Origin of the sequence: Bradyrhizobium sp. 35 (genome assembly GCF_023073215.1) — a bacterium.
GTDB classification, from domain to species: domain Bacteria; phylum Pseudomonadota; class Alphaproteobacteria; order Rhizobiales; family Xanthobacteraceae; genus Bradyrhizobium; species Bradyrhizobium canariense_D.
The window spans coordinates 268,532-284,756 of the sequence record NZ_JADPJC010000080.1 but is presented as its reverse complement, the minus strand read 5'-3'; the positions used below and the strand labels follow the sequence as shown (position 1 = coordinate 284,756).

General features: G+C 66.2%; 11 protein-coding genes. 5 read left to right on the top strand and 6 right to left on the bottom strand.

Features of this window, described 5'->3' with window-relative positions:
• The first annotated feature begins 94 nt into the window (after positions 1-94).
• The gene (locus tag IVB36_RS17500; protein WP_247392549.1) at positions 95-5,935 is read left to right on the top strand and encodes a negative regulator of septation ring formation; all 5,841 of its coding nucleotides are present in this window, start codon (positions 95-97) and stop codon (positions 5,933-5,935) included.
• Between the two features lie 260 nt (positions 5,936-6,195).
• Here IVB36_RS17500 and IVB36_RS17495 read toward each other — a convergent pair whose 3' ends face one another.
• From IVB36_RS17495 to IVB36_RS17485, 3 genes are read right to left on the bottom strand one after another with little or no spacing between them, the layout of a single operon-like run.
• Positions 6,196-7,074 (bottom strand): MlaD family protein, encoded by an 879-nt coding sequence (locus tag IVB36_RS17495; protein ID WP_204511764.1) that lies wholly within the window; start codon positions 7,072-7,074, stop codon positions 6,196-6,198.
• 16 nt (positions 7,075-7,090) lie between these two features.
• On the bottom strand, positions 7,091-7,861 hold the full coding sequence (locus tag IVB36_RS17490) for an ABC transporter ATP-binding protein (RefSeq protein ID WP_027518968.1): 771 nt from the start codon (positions 7,859-7,861) through the stop codon (positions 7,091-7,093).
• Positions 7,862-7,863: 2 nt separating this feature from the next.
• Positions 7,864-8,997, bottom strand: coding sequence for an ABC transporter permease (locus tag IVB36_RS17485; protein ID WP_085348830.1), 1,134 nt, complete (start codon positions 8,995-8,997; stop codon positions 7,864-7,866).
• A 143-nt stretch (positions 8,998-9,140) separates the two neighbouring features.
• Between IVB36_RS17485 and dgcA the strand changes: the two genes are divergently transcribed.
• Positions 9,141-10,136, top strand: a complete 996-nt coding sequence (dgcA, locus tag IVB36_RS17480; protein ID WP_247392543.1) for an N-acetyl-D-Glu racemase DgcA — start codon at positions 9,141-9,143, stop codon at positions 10,134-10,136.
• Here the strand turns inward: dgcA and IVB36_RS17475 are convergent.
• Positions 10,106-11,302: a major facilitator superfamily domain-containing protein 6 gene (locus IVB36_RS17475; protein ID WP_247392541.1), complete on the bottom strand. Its 1,197-nt coding sequence runs from the start codon at positions 11,300-11,302 to the stop codon at positions 10,106-10,108. The two genes, dgcA and IVB36_RS17475, sit on opposite strands and share 31 nt — an antisense overlap.
• 75 nt (positions 11,303-11,377) lie before the next feature.
• Between IVB36_RS17475 and IVB36_RS17470 the strand changes: the two genes are divergently transcribed.
• Positions 11,378-12,760: a hypothetical protein gene (locus tag IVB36_RS17470; protein ID WP_162496464.1), complete on the top strand. Its 1,383-nt coding sequence runs from the start codon at positions 11,378-11,380 to the stop codon at positions 12,758-12,760.
• Between the two features lie 222 nt (positions 12,761-12,982).
• Here IVB36_RS17470 and IVB36_RS17465 read toward each other — a convergent pair whose 3' ends face one another.
• Entirely contained in the window at positions 12,983-13,342 is a 360-nt protein-coding gene (locus tag IVB36_RS17465; protein WP_039800124.1) for a hypothetical protein, read from the bottom strand.
• A gap of 124 nt (positions 13,343-13,466) precedes the next feature.
• Between IVB36_RS17465 and IVB36_RS17460 the strand changes: the two genes are divergently transcribed.
• A complete protein-coding gene (locus IVB36_RS17460; protein ID WP_007602028.1) occupies positions 13,467-13,784 on the top strand; it encodes an antibiotic biosynthesis monooxygenase in 318 nt (105 codons plus the stop codon).
• A 30-nt stretch (positions 13,785-13,814) separates the two neighbouring features.
• Here the strand turns inward: IVB36_RS17460 and IVB36_RS17455 are convergent, their stop codons facing one another.
• Positions 13,815-14,258 (bottom strand): RbsD/FucU domain-containing protein, encoded by a 444-nt coding sequence (locus IVB36_RS17455; RefSeq protein WP_018457525.1) that lies wholly within the window; start codon positions 14,256-14,258, stop codon positions 13,815-13,817.
• A 163-nt stretch (positions 14,259-14,421) separates the two neighbouring features.
• Between IVB36_RS17455 and IVB36_RS17450 the strand changes: the two genes are divergently transcribed.
• The gene (locus tag IVB36_RS17450) at positions 14,422-16,224 is read left to right on the top strand and encodes a caspase family protein (RefSeq protein ID WP_204511769.1); all 1,803 of its coding nucleotides are present in this window, start codon (positions 14,422-14,424) and stop codon (positions 16,222-16,224) included.
• Position 16,225 lies beyond the last annotated feature (1 nt).

The following is a 16,225-nucleotide window of genomic DNA, read 5'->3' as shown; positions in this document are numbered from 1 at the left end:
GATCCGCGGAAGCGGCATGATCCGGACTGTGGGCTTGCGTAGCGCGCAGAGCTCGCGGGGGGACGCGTACAAGTAACGAGGGCTCGGACTGAACATGGCAAACACTCCGAAAAAGGTCAAAGACCCCACAGAAGATGCGCTTTCTGCAATCCAGGAAGCCCTGAACATCAGCGACACGGCCGCGGACACCAGCCGCAACGCCTCGATGCGCAACGAAACGTCGCCCCCGGTCGCGCCACCGGCTCCCCCGATGTTCGACGAACCGAGCTTCGACGCGCGCCCTGCCGCGAACGAACGCGCGATGTTCGACCAGATCGAGGAGCCGCGTTCCTCGCGCCGCGCCGCCAATGACGACCGTGCGACCATCGGCCAGCTCTTGCAGACGTTGCAGACGGGACGCCCGACCCGCAACATCTACACCGGCGCGACAATCTTCACCGTCATCTGGCTGGCCGCCTGCGCCGCGCTGACGGTCGGCTTCCTGCCATCGATCCAGGCCGCGATGGGCCAGAGCGGCGGCGTGTTGGCCATTGCCGGTCTCGTCACGATGTTCTTCGCGCCGATCATGCTGTTCTTCTTCCTGGCGAGCCTCGTCTGGCGCGGCCAGCAAATGAGCTCGGTCGCGCAGGCTATGGCCCAGGTTGCGATCCGCTTCTCCGAGCCGGAAGGCTCGGCTTCGGATTCCATGGTGACCGTCGGCCAGGCCATCCGCCGCGAGGTTGCGGCGATGGGCGACGGCATCGAGCGCGCCATCGCGCGCGCCGGCGAGCTCGAGACGCTGGTCGCCAACGAGGTCGCGGCGCTCGAACGCGCCTATTCCGACAACGAAGTTCGCATCCGCGCCCTGCTTCAGGACATCGCGCATCAGCGCGACAATCTGGTCGGCCAGGCCGAGCAGGTCCGCAGCGCCATCTCCGGCGTGCAGATCGATTTGCGCCATGACATCGCGCTGATCTCGGACGCGATCGCCTCGCGCGTCGACGAGGTCGCCAAGTCCATCACCGGCGCGCTCGAAGAGCGCGGCGCCCACATCACCGGTGCGCTCAGCAACGCCGGCGACAACATGATTCTCGCGCTCGGCGAGCGCGGCGGCGACCTGCTCGACCGCCTCGAGGAGGCCAGCAACGAGACCACGCGCGCCGTGCTCGACGCCAGCGAGCGGCTGACCACCAGCCTCAATTTCAAGACCGGCCACGTTCACGACGAGTTCGTCGATCTCGCCGACCGCGTCCACGAAATGCTCAACGAGCGCATCGACCGCATCACCGGCGAGTTCGAGCAGCGCTCCGCCGCGATCGTCGACGGCATCTCCGAGCGCACCGAGCAGGTGCACGACAGCCTGAAGAATTCTTCGGACTCGCTGCTGCTCGAGCTCGAGCTGCGCTCCAACGACCTCTCCGCCAAGATCGACGACGCCGGCAACCGCCTCGCCGGCCAGATCATGACCTCCGGCGACAAGGCGAGCGAAGCACTCGACGCCACCGTCAACACGCTGGTCGCCAAGGTCGTCAGCCAGACCGAGACCGCGCACGACTCGCTGTCGCTCCAGATGAGCGCCTTCGACGAGCTGGTGAAGAACCAGGGCACCGAGCTGGTCGAGAAGTTCGCCCGCGACTCCGGCACGCTGGGCGCGCTGATCACTCGCCACATCTCCGAGTTCGACCGCACCGTGAAGACCTTCGGCGGCGAGATCGTCGATCGGATGGGCCAGCGCACGCAGGACATCCATGAATCGCTGAAGACCTATGTCGATAATTTCGACACTCGCTTCACCGCCAATGGCGGCGCGATCACCGCCGTGCTCGACCAGCGTCTGGTGCAGTTCGAGACCACGATCGGGGAACGTGTCAGCAACCTCGATGCCTCGCTGAACGGCAAGATCTCCAGCCTCGACTCCACGATCGACGGTCACATCAAGACCTTCGACGAACAGCTCGTCGGCCGCGTCGCCGCGCTTGAACAGTCGTTCGATACCCGTGCGAAGTCGGTCACCGAGACCATCGACGGACGGCTCAACACCCTCGCCTCCTCGCTGACCGACGGTGCCGCGCAGGCGATCCAGTCGATCGACTCCCGCCTCACCCACCTCACGACCTCGCTGACCGACGGCGCGTCTCAGGCGGTCGAGACCATCGACAACCGCCTCAACCACCTCGCGACCTCGCTGACCGATGGCGCGTCGCAGACCATCCAGACGATCGACACGCGCCTCACGCATCTGACGACCACCCTCACCGGCGGCGCGTCGCAGGCGCTCGAATCGATCGACACGCGCCTCACCTACCTGACCAGCGCGGTGACAAACGGCGCCTCGCAGGCCGTGCAGTCGATCGATTCCCGCCTCACCCTCCTGACCTCGACGCTCACGGACGGCACCGCGCAGGCGATCGAGGCGGTCGATCGCCGCATCACCGGCGTCGCCGAGATCATTGACGGCCGCAGCATGCACCTGACCGACACGGTCACGGCGCGCTTCCAGGACATCCAGCAGGCCATCGAGACCAAGGTCGGTGCCGTCGCCAGCGACATCGACGTGCGCGTGGCGCAGTTCGAGGACCTGCTCGGCTCGCGCGTCGAGGCCGTCGCCGGCCGCATCGAGAGCAGCGGACGCCAGGCCAGCGAGGACATGATGTCCCGCGCCGAGATGATCTCGACCGCGATCCGCTCGCATGTCGAGGACGCCGAGCGCTCGCTCACCAACCTCGTGGTCAACACCAGCGAGACCATCCAGACCGGTGCGCGCACCGCGCAGCAGTCGCTGATGACGGTTTCCTCCGACGTCAACGCCCAGCTCAAGATGACCTCCGCCGAGGTCGAGCGCGCGCTGACCGCCGTAGGCACCGGTGCCGCGAACTCGATCCTGACCAGCGCCCGCGAAGCCCAGTCGACGCTGGTCGCCGCGTCGGGCGATGCGTCCAACCAGATCAAGGGGCTCGCGGCCGACGTCGAACGCACGCTGTCGTCGGCAGGCTCGGCGACCGCCGCCTCGATCCTGGCCGGTGCCCGCGAGGTGCAGACCACGCTCGTCACGGCGTCCTCGGACGCCGCCAACCACGTCAAGACCCTCACCGCCGACGTCGAACGCACGCTGTCGTCGGCAGGCTCGGCGACCGCCGCCTCGATCCTGGCCGGTGCCCGCGAGGTACAGACCACGCTCGTCACGGCGTCCTCGGACGCCGCCAACCACGTCAAGACCCTCACCGCCGACGTGCAGCGCTCGCTGTCGATGGCCGGCACCACCACGGCGGAATCGATCACCGCCGGCGCCCGCGATGCGCAGAGCGCGCTGATCGCGGCCTCGAGCGAGACCGCCAACCAGATCAAGGCGCTGTCCTCGGACGTGCAGCGCTCGCTCTCGATGGCGGGCACCGCGACGGCAGAGACCATCATGACCGGCGCCCGCGAAGCCCAGAGCACGCTCGTCAACGCGTCCTCGGATGCGGCGAGCCAGGTCAAGTCTCTCGCCGCCGAAGTGCATCGCTCGCTCTCGCAGGTCGGCCAGTCGACCGCCGAGACGATCACGACCAGCGCCCGCGATGCCCAGAGCACCCTGCTGGCGGTCTCCGCCGAACAGACCGGCCAGGTTCGTTCGCTGGCGGCCGAGATGCAGCGCGCGCTGGCGACCGCCGGCGGCGCCACCATCGAGGCGCTCACCAGCGGCGTACGCGAGGCCCAGGGCACGCTGATCTCTGCCTCGACGGACGCTGCGAGCCAGATCAAGTCGCTGACCACGGACATCGAGCGCACGCTGACCTCGGTCGGCGCCGACACCGCCTCGACCATCCTCAACAGCGCGCGTGAGGCGCAGACCTCGCTGACCTCGACCTCGGCGGATGCCGCAAGCCAGATCCGCACGATCTCGAGCGAGATCGAGCGTACGCTGAGCACCGCCACCGCGAACGCGACCAACGACATCCAGACCAGCGCGCTCAACGCCCAGAACGCGTTGATCAACGCCTCCAACGAGGCGAGCTCGCGGGTCAAGTCGAGTTCGGCCGACGTCGAGCGGTCGGTGCTCGCCGCCAGCAGCAGCTTCGGCCAGGCCATGACCGGCAAGACCGACGAGATCGTCACCTACGTGCAGCAGCAGTCCGACCGTCTCGCCAACATGATCGACGCCAAGCGCGGCTCGCTCGTGGACGCGATCGGCTCGAAGACCAGCCAGCTCACGCTCGACATCGACCGCGTCACGTCCGACGCGCTGAAGTCGATCGAGACGCGCGGCCATGCGTTCTCGCAGACCATGATGGGCAACGGCTCCGAGCTGGCGCGGACCATCAACTCGGCGAGCGAGATGGCGACCGGTGCCGTCAACAAGTCGCTCAAGGACCTCGAGCAGGCCTCGCGCGCGGCGATCGACCAGTCGCGCCAGGTCTCGATCGCGGCCGTCACCGAGATGCAGGAGACCAGCAAGATCCTGCGCACCGACACGGTCGCCCTGTTCGAGCGCCTGCGCGAAGGCAACATCCTGCTCCAGGAGGTGCTGACCGGTGCGCACGACAACCTCAACTCGCTCGAGCGGGCGCTGGTGACGCGCGTCGCCGACTTCGTCTCGGCGATGAACGACGTCACCTCGCGCAACGGCGCTGCGACGCAGAACCTGGAAGACCAGCTCAACGTCTTCAACAGCAAGACCACGCGGGCGCTCCAGGATCTCGGCGAGCTGTCGACCCAGTTCGACGCGCACGGCAAGGCACTGGTCGAGGCCGCGCAGGTGGTGGAACAGAGCAACAAGAACACCACCGCCTCGCTCGCCGAACGCAAGGAGGCGCTGGAATCGCTCGTCACCACGATTGACCTGCGCACGGCCGATCTCGACCAGCGCCTGTCGCGCTTCACCGGCCTGCTCGATGAATCGCTGGCGGCTGCCGAAGAGCGTGCCCGCGACATCGCCCGCGTCGTCGCGGAGACCGCCGGCGCCGGTTCCGCCGCGATCACCCGCCAGTTCGAGGCGGTGCGGTCGGCCTCCGAAGAGGAGCACCGGCAGACCGTCGAGGCCATGCACGACATCTACCGCCAGACCACCGACGAGGCGGATGCGATGTTCAAGCAGTCGACCGAGAAGTTCACCAATCTCGTCTCCAGCATGAAGCAGATGGCCTTCGAGATGCATAACGAGCTCGAAGCCACCCGAAACGAGCTGCGCCGCGGCGTGCTCGAGATGCCCCAGGAGGCCGCCGAGAGCACTGCGCAGATGCGCAAGGTGATCGTCGACCAGATCGAGGCCCTCGCCGAGCTCAACCGCATCGTGGCCCAGCACGGCCGCGGCCTCGACGTCTCCACGACGGGCCGCGCCAGCGTGCAACGCCAGGAAGAGCCGATGCTGGCGGCCGTCGGCGCGCGCAGCACCGAGACGCGCATGCGCGAGAGCGCCAGCGCCTCGACGCTGCCGCCGCCGGACCTCGGCATGCCGGCCTCCTCGCGCCGCACCGAAGCCCCGCCGGTGGCGCCGGCCGGCAATGACCAGGGCCGTGACGGCTGGCTGTCCGACCTGCTGAGCCGCACGGACGCCAACCAGGGCGCGCCCAGCGGACGTGAGCCCCAGCGCGGCCGCCAGGCTGCACCGGCTCCGCAGCCGCAGGCTCCGCAAGGTGGCGGCAATCCGCTGGAATCCTTGTCGCTCGACATCGGCCGGCTGATGGACCGCAACCTCGCCTCCGAGATGTGGGACCGCTACCAGCGCGGCGAGAACAAGGCCTTCACCAAGCGCCTCTACACGCCCGCCGGCCAGAAGGCCTTTGACGAGGTCGCCCGCAAGTATCGCTCCGACCGCAACTTCAAGGCCACGGTCGACCGCTATGTCGCCGAGTTCGAACGCCTGCTCGACGAAGTCGCCCGCGACGGACGCGGCCCGCAGGAGCTGCGCAACCACCTGACCTCGGAGACGGGCCTGGTGTACACGCTACTCGCGCACGCAGCGGGCCGGCTGGGATAAGCGGTTCGCAGCGATAGCGAAGAGCGAATGAAAAACGGAGCCCCCGCGGGCTCCGTTTTGTTTTGGGTGTCATTAGGACCGAAGCGATCGACCAAACACTCGATGTCGTCCTGGCCTAGTGCGCAATTGCGCACGGGAGCCAGGACCATTACCCCAGGGAGGAGTTTGGCGAAGATCAGTCGTTCGGTACTCCCATCGATCGCAATCGATGGACCTCGCGGTATGGGTCCTGGCTTTCGCCAGGACGACATCGGGGACCCTTACTGCCGCCTCGGCGTCGCCGCAGGCTTCGGCGGCTCGGGCGGCGGTGGCGGCGCGGCTGGCGGCGCGTTGTTGCTGGCGCCGAACAGGACGCGGGTCGGGTTGCGGTCGAAATTGTTGACGGCGCGGCTGATGTCGCCGAGCGTGCGGCGGCCGTCGGTCATCAATGCGCCGGAGCGCTTGTCGAAATCGTCGGCCAGTTCGCGGATCGACTTCACCGCCTGGAACAGCTCGCCGCCGTCCTTGCCGCCGGCGAGCGTGTTGAGGCCGAGCATGAGGCTATCGGCCTTGAGCATCACGCCGTCGACCTTGGCCATCACGCCGTCGATCTTCTCGGAGTTGCGGGCGAGCGAGTTGGTGAAGGTCTCGAGGTTCTTCAGCGAGTTCTTCACCGACTCCTGATTGTCGGCGACGATCTTGTTGATGTTCTGGAGCGTCCCGCGGATCGCCTCGGTGACGTCCTGGAGCTTGTTGGGATCGGCCGTCAGCGTCGGAATGCCGTCCTCGTCGAGCGGTGGCGCAGGCGCTGCCTCCTCGCCGCCCTTGAGCGAGATCGCGGCAACGCCGGTCAGGCCCTGGAATTCGAGGCCGACCAGGGTGTCCTTGCGGATCGGGGCGTTATTCTCGACCATGGCGAGTGCGACAACCCGCCGCGGGTTGTCGAGCTTCACCGAGACCACCTCGCCCACCCGGATACCGTTGAAATTGACGCTGCCGCCGTTGCGCAGGCCCGCGGCCGGGCCCTCGAACACGACGCGCAGGGGGCTGCGCTGCTTGGTGGTGTGCAGCGACTGAAACCACAGCACGAAGCCGATCGCGGCGGCGATCACCGCCAGCGTGAACGACCCGATCAGCACGTAATTTGCCCGCGTTTCCATCAGCTACTCCGGCACCTCAGCCCATCACCGCGCGAGCGCGTTTGCCATGGAAATATTGCCTCAGCCAGGGATGCTGCGAGGCCTGCATGTCGGCGATCGACCCTGCCGCAATGATCTTACCGTTGCCTAAAACGGCGATGCGGTCACATGCTGTGTAAAGGCTATCGAGGTCGTGGGTTACCATGAAAACGGTCAGCCCCAAAGTACGCTGCAGAGTCCTGACCAGTTCGTCGAAGTCGCCGGCGCCGATCGGGTCCAGGCCCGAGGTCGGCTCGTCCAGGAAGACGAGATCCGGGTCGAGCGACAGCGCGCGCGCCAGCGCCACGCGCTTGATCATGCCGCCCGACAGTTCCGAGGGAAAGCGATCGGCGACCTCAGGCTTCAGACCCACCATGGTGAGCTTGGCGATCGTGATCTCGTCCATCAGCCGCTGCGACACCCGCAGATATTCGCGCATCGGAAACTGGATGTTTTGCCGCACCGTGAGCGAGGAGAACAGCGCGCCCTGCTGAAACAGCACGCCCCAGCGCCGCTCCACGTTGCGACGCTGCGACGTATTGGAGGCATCCAGGTCGACGCCGAACACCTCGATGCTTCCTGCGACCTTAGGCACGAGGCCGATGATCGTGCGTGTCAGCACGGACTTGCCCGCGCCGGAAGGGCCGACGAAGCCCAAAATCTCGCCGCGCCTGACGTCGAGGTCGAGCCCGTCGAGCACGCGCGTCGCGCCGAACTGCACGGTGATGTCTCGGACGCGAATGATCGGGTTCTGAATTTCGGGAGCCATCGTCACATCCCGATCGCGGCGAAGAAGATGGCGAACACGCCGTCCATGACAATGACGAAAAAAATGCCTTTCACGACAGACGACGTCGTGTGCTGCCCGAGCGATTCCGCGCTGCCCTGCACCGCGAGCCCCTCGACGCAGGCGACGATGCCGATCACCGCGGCCATGACAGGTGCCTTGACGATGCCAACGATGAAATGGTCGATCGAGATAGCGTCGCGCAGCCGCAGCAGGAAAGCCTCCGGCTGCACGCCCCCATAGAGCCAGGCGACGAGGCCGCCGCCATAGAGCGCGGCCATCGCGCCGAGGAAGGCCAGGATCGGCAGCGCGAGAACGAGCGCGAGCATGCGCGGCAGCACCAGCACCTCGATCGGGTCGAAACCCATGGTGCGCAGCGCGTCGATCTCCTCGCGCATCTTCATCGAGCCGAGTTCGGCGGTGTAGGCGCTGCCCGAGCGGCCCGCGACCATGATCGCGACCAGCAGCACGCCGATCTCGCGGAGCACCAGCACGCCGAGCATGTCAACGACGAACAGGTCGGCGCCGAACCTGCGGAAATGGAAGATGCCCTGCTGGGCGATGATGCAGCCGATCAGGAAGGTGATCAGCACCACGATCGGCACCGCGCGCCAGCAGACCTGCTCCAGATGATGCACGGTCGAGGTCAGGCGGAACGAGCGCGGATGAATCAGGGTGCGCGCGACCGCCGCGAGCACCGCGCCGAGCATGTCGATCAGGCCTGCGACCGTGCCGGCAACGCCGGCCACGGCTCGGCCGATCTGCTCCAGCATGCCGGTGATGGTGATCGTGCTGCTGTCGATGACAGGCGTCGCCCTGACCCGCCGCACCTCGTCCACAAGGCTGGAATAATTGGCGGAGAGGCCGGCGATCTGCGCCTCGACGGCGCCCTGCGTCAGGCTGCGGCGCAGCCGCTCGATCAGCCAGGCACCAAAGGTGTCGAGCTTGGAGACCTCGGACACGTCGATGAAGATGCTTTGTGGGCCGCCGGCGAGCTTCTCGGCGTCAGCCACCATCCGCTCCAGGACCGGCGCGAAGCTCGCGGTCCAGGTTCCGGTGGCGCAGAGTGCCAGCGCATTGCCCTTCGCAATCCGTTCCAGCTTCGGATCGCCGTTCAAGATGTCCGCTCCCGTGCCGGGGCGCGAGAAACGGTTGAAATCAGATGGTTGCGCACGCGCCCTTACCCGGAGAAGGTATCCCCAACTGGTTAACCTTAGTTGCTAGAGGTAACCAGCAGGTTCAGATTTCGCCAGAGTTCAAAATGACTTCCAGCAAAGTTCCTGCCCTCGCTGCGCGAATCGAGCGCTTTCCCATCGCAGGCAGTTTCACCATCAGCCGGGGCGCCAAGACCGAGGCCGTCACCGTTGTGGCCGAGGTCCGCCGGAAGGGCCTGACCGGCCGCGGCGAATGCGTGCCCTATCCCCGCTATGGCGAGACGCCGGAGGCGACCCTTGCCGCCATCAAGGCCATGCAGGACGCCGTGGCCGGCGGCCTCACCCGCCCGGCCCTGCAAGCCGCCATGCCGCCCGGGGCGGCCCGCAATGCCCTGGATTGTGCCCTGATCGATCTGGAAGCCAAGGCGGCCGGATTGCGGGCCTGGAGCGTGCTCGACCGCCCGGCGCCGGGCGAACGCACCACGGCTTACACGATCTCGCTGGACACGCCCGAGGCCATGGCGGCGGCGACTGCCAAGGCGGCGCACCGGCCGCTGCTCAAGATCAAGCTCGGCGGCGACGGCGACGGGGAGCGGATCGCCGCGGTGCGCAACGCCGCACCCGAATCCGAGCTGATCGTGGATGCCAACGAGGCCTGGACCGAAGCCAATCTGGAGCAGAATCTTGCGGCCTGCGAGGCCGTCGGCGTCACCTTGGTCGAGCAGCCGCTGCCCGCGGGCCAAGACGACGCGCTGGCGCGGATCAAGCGGCCGCTGGTGGTTTGCGCCGACGAGAGCGTGCACGACCGCACTTCGCTGGCGTCGCTCCGCGAGCGCTACGACGCCGTGAACATCAAGCTCGACAAGACCGGCGGCCTCACCGAGGCGCTGGCGATGGCCGATGCCGCGCAGGCGCTCGGCTTCGAGATCATGATCGGCTGCATGGTCGCGACCTCGCTGTCGATGGCGCCTGCGATGCTGGTGACGCCGCAGGCGCGCTTCGTCGATCTCGACGGCCCGCTGCTGCTGACGCGCGACCGGGATCATGGCCTGCGTTATGATGACAGCCTGGTCTACCCGCCGGACTCGTCGCTCTGGGGATGAGCTTTCAGCCGGTGCCGCGCCGACCAGATCACAAGCGCGCCGGCAGCGGCCATTGCCGCCATCACATAATAGAGGCCGTCGCCGATGCGAGCGTAGATCGCGCCTGACGCGATCGAGGTGGTCGCACCCAGCAGCCCGTTGCACGCCGCGTAATAACCCTGCCCCCGCGCGATCTGATGCGACGGCACGCGCTGCACCAGCAGACTCATGGTGCCGAGGATCGTCATCCCGAAGGTCAGGCCGTGGCCGAGTTGCACGACCGCGAGCAGCGCGAGCGGCGGATCGTACGCGGTGACGACCCAGCGCACGACCGCGCTCGCGCCCCCGATCGCCATGAGCGAGGACGGATGCAGCGAGAAGCGCGGCGACAGCGCGAACACGACGATCTCGGCGATCACCCCTAACGTCCAGAGGCCCGCGATCGTCAGCCCGCCGAGGCCGTGGGCCTGCCAGTTGATGGCCGAGAACGTATAGTACGCGACGTGACTGCCCTGGATCAGCGCGGCCGAAACGATGATGGCCCAGAAGCCGGCATCGCGCAGCAGCGCCTTGCCGGCGTGCACCGTTGTCGTCCGTCGCCTAACGTCGTCGAGCGGCTGAAGCAGCATGCCGGCGGCGACCGCAACCCCGGCCCAGGCGACGATGACCCAGATCAGATCGCGCGCCGCGATGTGGTCTACGAGATAGCCGCAGGCGAGCGAGCCGGCCGCGAACGCTGCCGAACCCCACAGCCGCACCGGCCCGTAATCGAGCCCGTAGCGGGCGACGCCACGCAGCGCATAGGCGTCGGTCAGCGGCATGGTCGGCGTCCACATCATGCAGGTCAGCGCATAGATCAGGAACAGCGCCAGCGGCTGCTGCTGCAAGCCGACCGCCGTGAACCCAATCGCCGTCGCCAGCACCGACACCATCATGCCGGCGCGAATCGCATGTCTCTTTTCAGCAAAGGCGGTGATCTGCGGCAGCGTGGTGAAGCGCGTGATCGCGGGCAGCGCGTTGATGAGGCCGATCCAGGCCGCGTCGATGCCGATCGCCTTCAGCCAGACCGGAAAGAACGGCAGATGCGTTCCCGACACCGCGAACACGGCCGAATAGAACAGCGCGAGGCTCACGGCGAATCGCCGCTTCTGAGATGCTGCGATGGGGATTTGTGATTCGGGTGCCATCAAACCAATTGCGATTCGGTCGATATCGTGATGATCGTTACTGTAACGCGCGGTGATTTGCGCGACGAGATTGACATGGCCAACGAAGCATTCGCCCTCTCGCCTATGTCTGCCCGTGCGGCCGAGCCGAACGAGCAGGATTACGACGCGATCCGCGAAGCCTTCATGGAGACCGCGCGCGGCCGCTGGTTCCTCGGCGAATACGCCAAGCGCAACCGCAATGCCGATACCCGCATGGTGCTCGACGCGGTCGCGAAAATCGAAGAAGCCCTTGCGGCACAGCGCCAACCCGTCGTCGAGGACCGCCTCCCCGAAGCCTTGGTCGCCATCCGGCACGCGATTCGTGAAGCCGAGACGATCGCAATCGCGGCGTTCGATCCTGCTGCGATCGAGGCGAGCCTCGCACCGATCCCGCGCGGCCTGCGCATCATCAAGGAGATCTCCTGGCGCTGGCGCGAGATCGGTGCCGACGGCCGAATCTGCGACCTGATTGATTCGCAGCTCGCCTCGATCGAGGCGGCCTGCGCGCAGGTTTCGACCATCGACCCCCGCGCCGACCTCAAGGCCGCATTCGATCTGCTCAAGGACCGGATCGACCAAACCGACGCTGACGCAACACCGCAGGCCGCGCGCCCCTCGCCGGCTCCGGTGCAGGAGGCACCGTCGTCCGCTGCGGAAGCTCCGCTGGCGGAGGCCGCGCCCGCGGCGATGGCCAGCGAAGCACCCGTGGCTTTTACGGAGGCGCCGCAAGACATCGCAGAGGCGATCGAGCCCGAAGCCGCCGTGGAAGCGGCCGGAATCGTCTCCGAGGCCTTCTCCGTTGCCGAGCAGGCGACGGACGCCGCGCTCGAGCCGGAGACCGTCGCCGAGAGCCGGATCGCGCCTGAAGACATCGCTTTTGAAGAGCCGGCCACTGAGGCTTTCGCGGAGGTGACGGACGAATTTTCGCTCGATGCCGCCGCCGAAGCCGAGGACGAAGCCATCCTCGAGGCCATCGCGCTGGAGATGGCCGCGCCCGACCCCGAATTCGACGAGATCATCGAACCGGTCGAGATGGAAGCGACCGTTCCGGAACCGGTGGTTGCGGAGGCTGCAGCGCCCATCGCAGCGGAGATACCGGAGCCGGCCGCAGCCGAGCCAGTCGCCGCCGCAGCGGTGGTGGAGGAGCCCGTAGAGGAAGCGCCGATCGCGATGGAATCGCTGGCGCGCCTCACCAACGCCATTGCGGAAGCCGCCGCCGAAGTGATGGAGCAGCCGGCGCCCGTCATGGCAGCATCCGCGACATTCGGCGCGGCGCAGGCCACGACGCTCCCGATGACGTCGCCGGTTCCGGAAGCTTCGCTTGGCGCCACCATCCTCGCCAGCGGCATCCTGCAAAAGCCCCGCGCCGCCGCCAACGATCCCATGGCGCCAATCCGCCGCATGACCCAGGCCGAGAAGATCGCGTTCTTCTCGTAAGGGGATGCGGCCTCCTCCGTCTCGTGTCCCGGACAAGCGAAGCACAGATCCGGAACCCACGAGCCACAGCTTCCGTCGCCACATGGCCCCGGCTCTGCAGCGCACCGTCGAAGAGACGCCAGGCTGCGTCCGCCGCACGAGAGCGGAATGAGGAAAACACTCTCTCCTCAACGTCATTGCGAGCGCAGCGCGCTCCGCTCGCAATGACGGATGCTCAGCCGATCACCCGCAATTCCACACCGCACCGATCGGCGTCCGCGTCCAGCACGGCCCAAAACTGCCGCCATTGTAGCGGCCGCCGCCGAAGCCGGGCCGGCCGAAATAGCGCCACTCGCCGTCCCAGCCGTAATATTGGGGGACCGGATCGATATACCAATGGCGCCGGTCGCTAGGCGACATCCGCCGCATCGCTTCCTTCTGCTTGTAGAGCGGAATGCTGTTGCTCAGCGGCTGGCGATAGCCCGGCAGGAAGCCGTAACCATGCCAAGCTTGCTTGGGACGCTTTTGGATCGAAGCAGCCGGCGCGACAGCCGGCAGCAGCGATAGGACGATAGCGACAGATAGACATAAAAAGCGTGACATGGATGGACGATAGACGGCCGCTTGCGGAATGACCATTCAATTTCGAGTGCCAAGTAACAAAGCCCTCACGAAACCGAATAGCAGATCGAGCGGCAGGAATCCTATTGATTAAGGGCAAGGAAACATGATTGGCGAAGTGATTGTCATTGGCGATCTGCAATTGCGTGACGGCGCCTCTGTCGACGAGCACGACCGGCTCGGCGCGCGCATGTACGACATCGTCAGTCGTCTTCCCGGCTTTGTATCGGTCAAGTCGTTCAAGGCCGACGACGGCGAGGAGCTCACCGTGTTCCGTTTTGCCTCTGAGGAAGCGCTCGAAGCCTGGCGCACCCATCCCGAACATGTCGAGACGATGAAGCGAGGACATGCCGAATTCTACGCCAGCGGCTTCCTGCAGATCTGCAAGGTGATCCGCGAGGTCGGACCATTCGAGCACGCGTGACGCCGTCCCGCATCGTTCGATCGTGCGCTGCTAGCTGATCACACCCTTCCTGATCAGGAAGCATCCGTAACTGCTGCTGTCGCCGACCTGCACGACGCCAAAGCTCGCCGCCGCCGCGCGATAAAAATCCGGCCGGGAGAGTTTTCCGGGCGTGACGGGCCGGCCGGCGGCGCGTTCGATCTCGGCGAGCACCGCGCGCTGCACGTCGGGGACGCGGTCGGGATCGTCGACCGGCATCATCACGCGGACCGGATCGGGATCGAAATCGTCGAGCGGATAGACCGACATGATGGCGCGAATCGCGGTCTCCATGCTCATGCCTGGCAACTGGATCAAGCGCTGCGAATGCGTGCTCTGCGCGATGCGCGCCGAGGGGTGATTGGCATCGACGAAAGCGAGATCGTCGCCATGGCCCATGGAAGCCAGCAGCCAAAGCAGGTCGGGCGTGAGGATCGGATCGATCGATTTCAGCATGTGACGGACTGTCCTCCCATTGGGCGCCCACCTCGGCAGGTCCAAGCGTGATTCAGATCACGCAGCCTACCATGGTGATGGGAATCACGGACATGAAACTCGAACGCGGCCAAGTTTGCCGGCAACCAATCTCGTATCGAGATCAGTGCCAAAGGAGCACGCCATGTTCCGCCTAAAACCTTTCCTGATGACGGCTAGCCTGCTGGGGAGCCTGTTCGGCTTTGCCTGCGGCCCAGTTTCCGCGCAAGTCGCCCCGGTCGAGCCGGCCCCCACCGCGCTGCAAGGCCCGGAACAGCGTGTCGCGCTGGTGATCGGCAATTCGAACTATCAGAACGCGCCGCAGCTCGCCAATCCGGACAACGACGCGGAGTCCATGGCGAAGTTCCTGAACTCCGCCGGCTTCGAAGTGGTCGCCGCGACCGACCTGACCCAGAACGACATGCTCCGCGTCGTCCAGGACTTCTCCGCCAAAGTGTCGGCGCGTGGTCCGAACACGGTGGCGATGGTCTACTATGCCGGTCACGGCGTGCAACTCGCCGGCGAGAACTACCTCGTTCCGGTCGACGCCAAGGTCTCGAGCCAGACCGAACTCGTTAACAACTCCGTCCGCCTGGTCGACGTGATGTCGACGCTGGAGACGATCCCGAGCCGTATGCGCATCGTCATCCTCGATGCCTGCCGCAATAACCCGTTCCCGAACGTGAACGATGCCGGCCGCGGCCTGGCCATCGTCGATGCCCCGAACGGCTCGATCGTCGGCTACTCGACCGCGCCGGGCGCCGAAGCGCAGGACGGCACCGGCGGCCACAGCCCCTACACGCAGGCCTTCCTGAACGTCGCGCGCGAGCCCAACGTGCCGATCGAGCAGCTGTTCAAGCGCGTGCGCCTCGAAGTGAACCAGACCACCAGCGGCGCGCAGATCCCGTGGGAGAGCTCGTCGCTCACGTCCGACTTCACCTTCTTCGGCGACACCGCGGTTGCCGCCAGCCGCGCACCGGTGAATGCGCCTGTGGTGCAGATGGCCTCCAATCTGCCGAGCCGCTCGACGCGCCAAGCCTATGACTACGTCGTGTCCGAAGCACGGCCGGAGTACTATCAGGAATTCATCACGATGTATCCGCACGACCCGCTGTGCGATCACGTCCGCTGGCTGCTCAACAACCTGCTGCTCACGCAGGCCTGGCACAAGGCGGTGCTCGCGAACTCGCCGCTCGGCTACAAGAACTTCTACGACAGCTACGGCAACACGCCCTATGCGCAGGTCGCGCTGAAGCTCCAGATGCAGCCGAAGCAGATCCCCTTGATGCAGGCGACCAAGTTCCTGGCGCCGCAGAATATCGCCCCGACCTTCAAGATCGGCAATCTCGGCCAGCCCAAATACATGCCGCTGCAGCAGGGTAATGGCGGCGCGCAAGTGAACGGCAATTTGCCGATCGTGCAGAAGTCGGGCGACAATAACGGCATCGGCAAGCTCGGCAATGGCGGCCAGATCGTCAACCTGCTCGCGGGCAACAACCAGCCCAACCAGCAGAACGGCACGCCGTCGCAGACCCCGGGCAAGATCGTGACCCTGCCTGCGCCGACCAACACCACCAACAACAATGGCGGCATCGGCAAGATCGTGACGCTGCCTGCGACCAACAAGACGCCGAATGGTACTGCCAACGGCACAACCAGTGGCAATCCTGGCAAGATCGTGAGCATGCCGGTCAATGTCGGCAAGGGCGGCACGACCATCGATACGAAGCCCGTCAACGTTCAGACGCAGAACAACCCGATCCGCATCAACAACGGGGCGAAGATCAGCAACAACCCCGTGAACAAGGTGCAGGTGCAGAACAACAACCACCCGCAGTTCAATGAGACCAACCGGATCGTCAACAACGGCAGCAACAACTTCCGGCAGTCGATGAACCAGAGCCAGGGTGGCAACGGCGGCAACAACCACCGCGGCTTCATGCACTGAT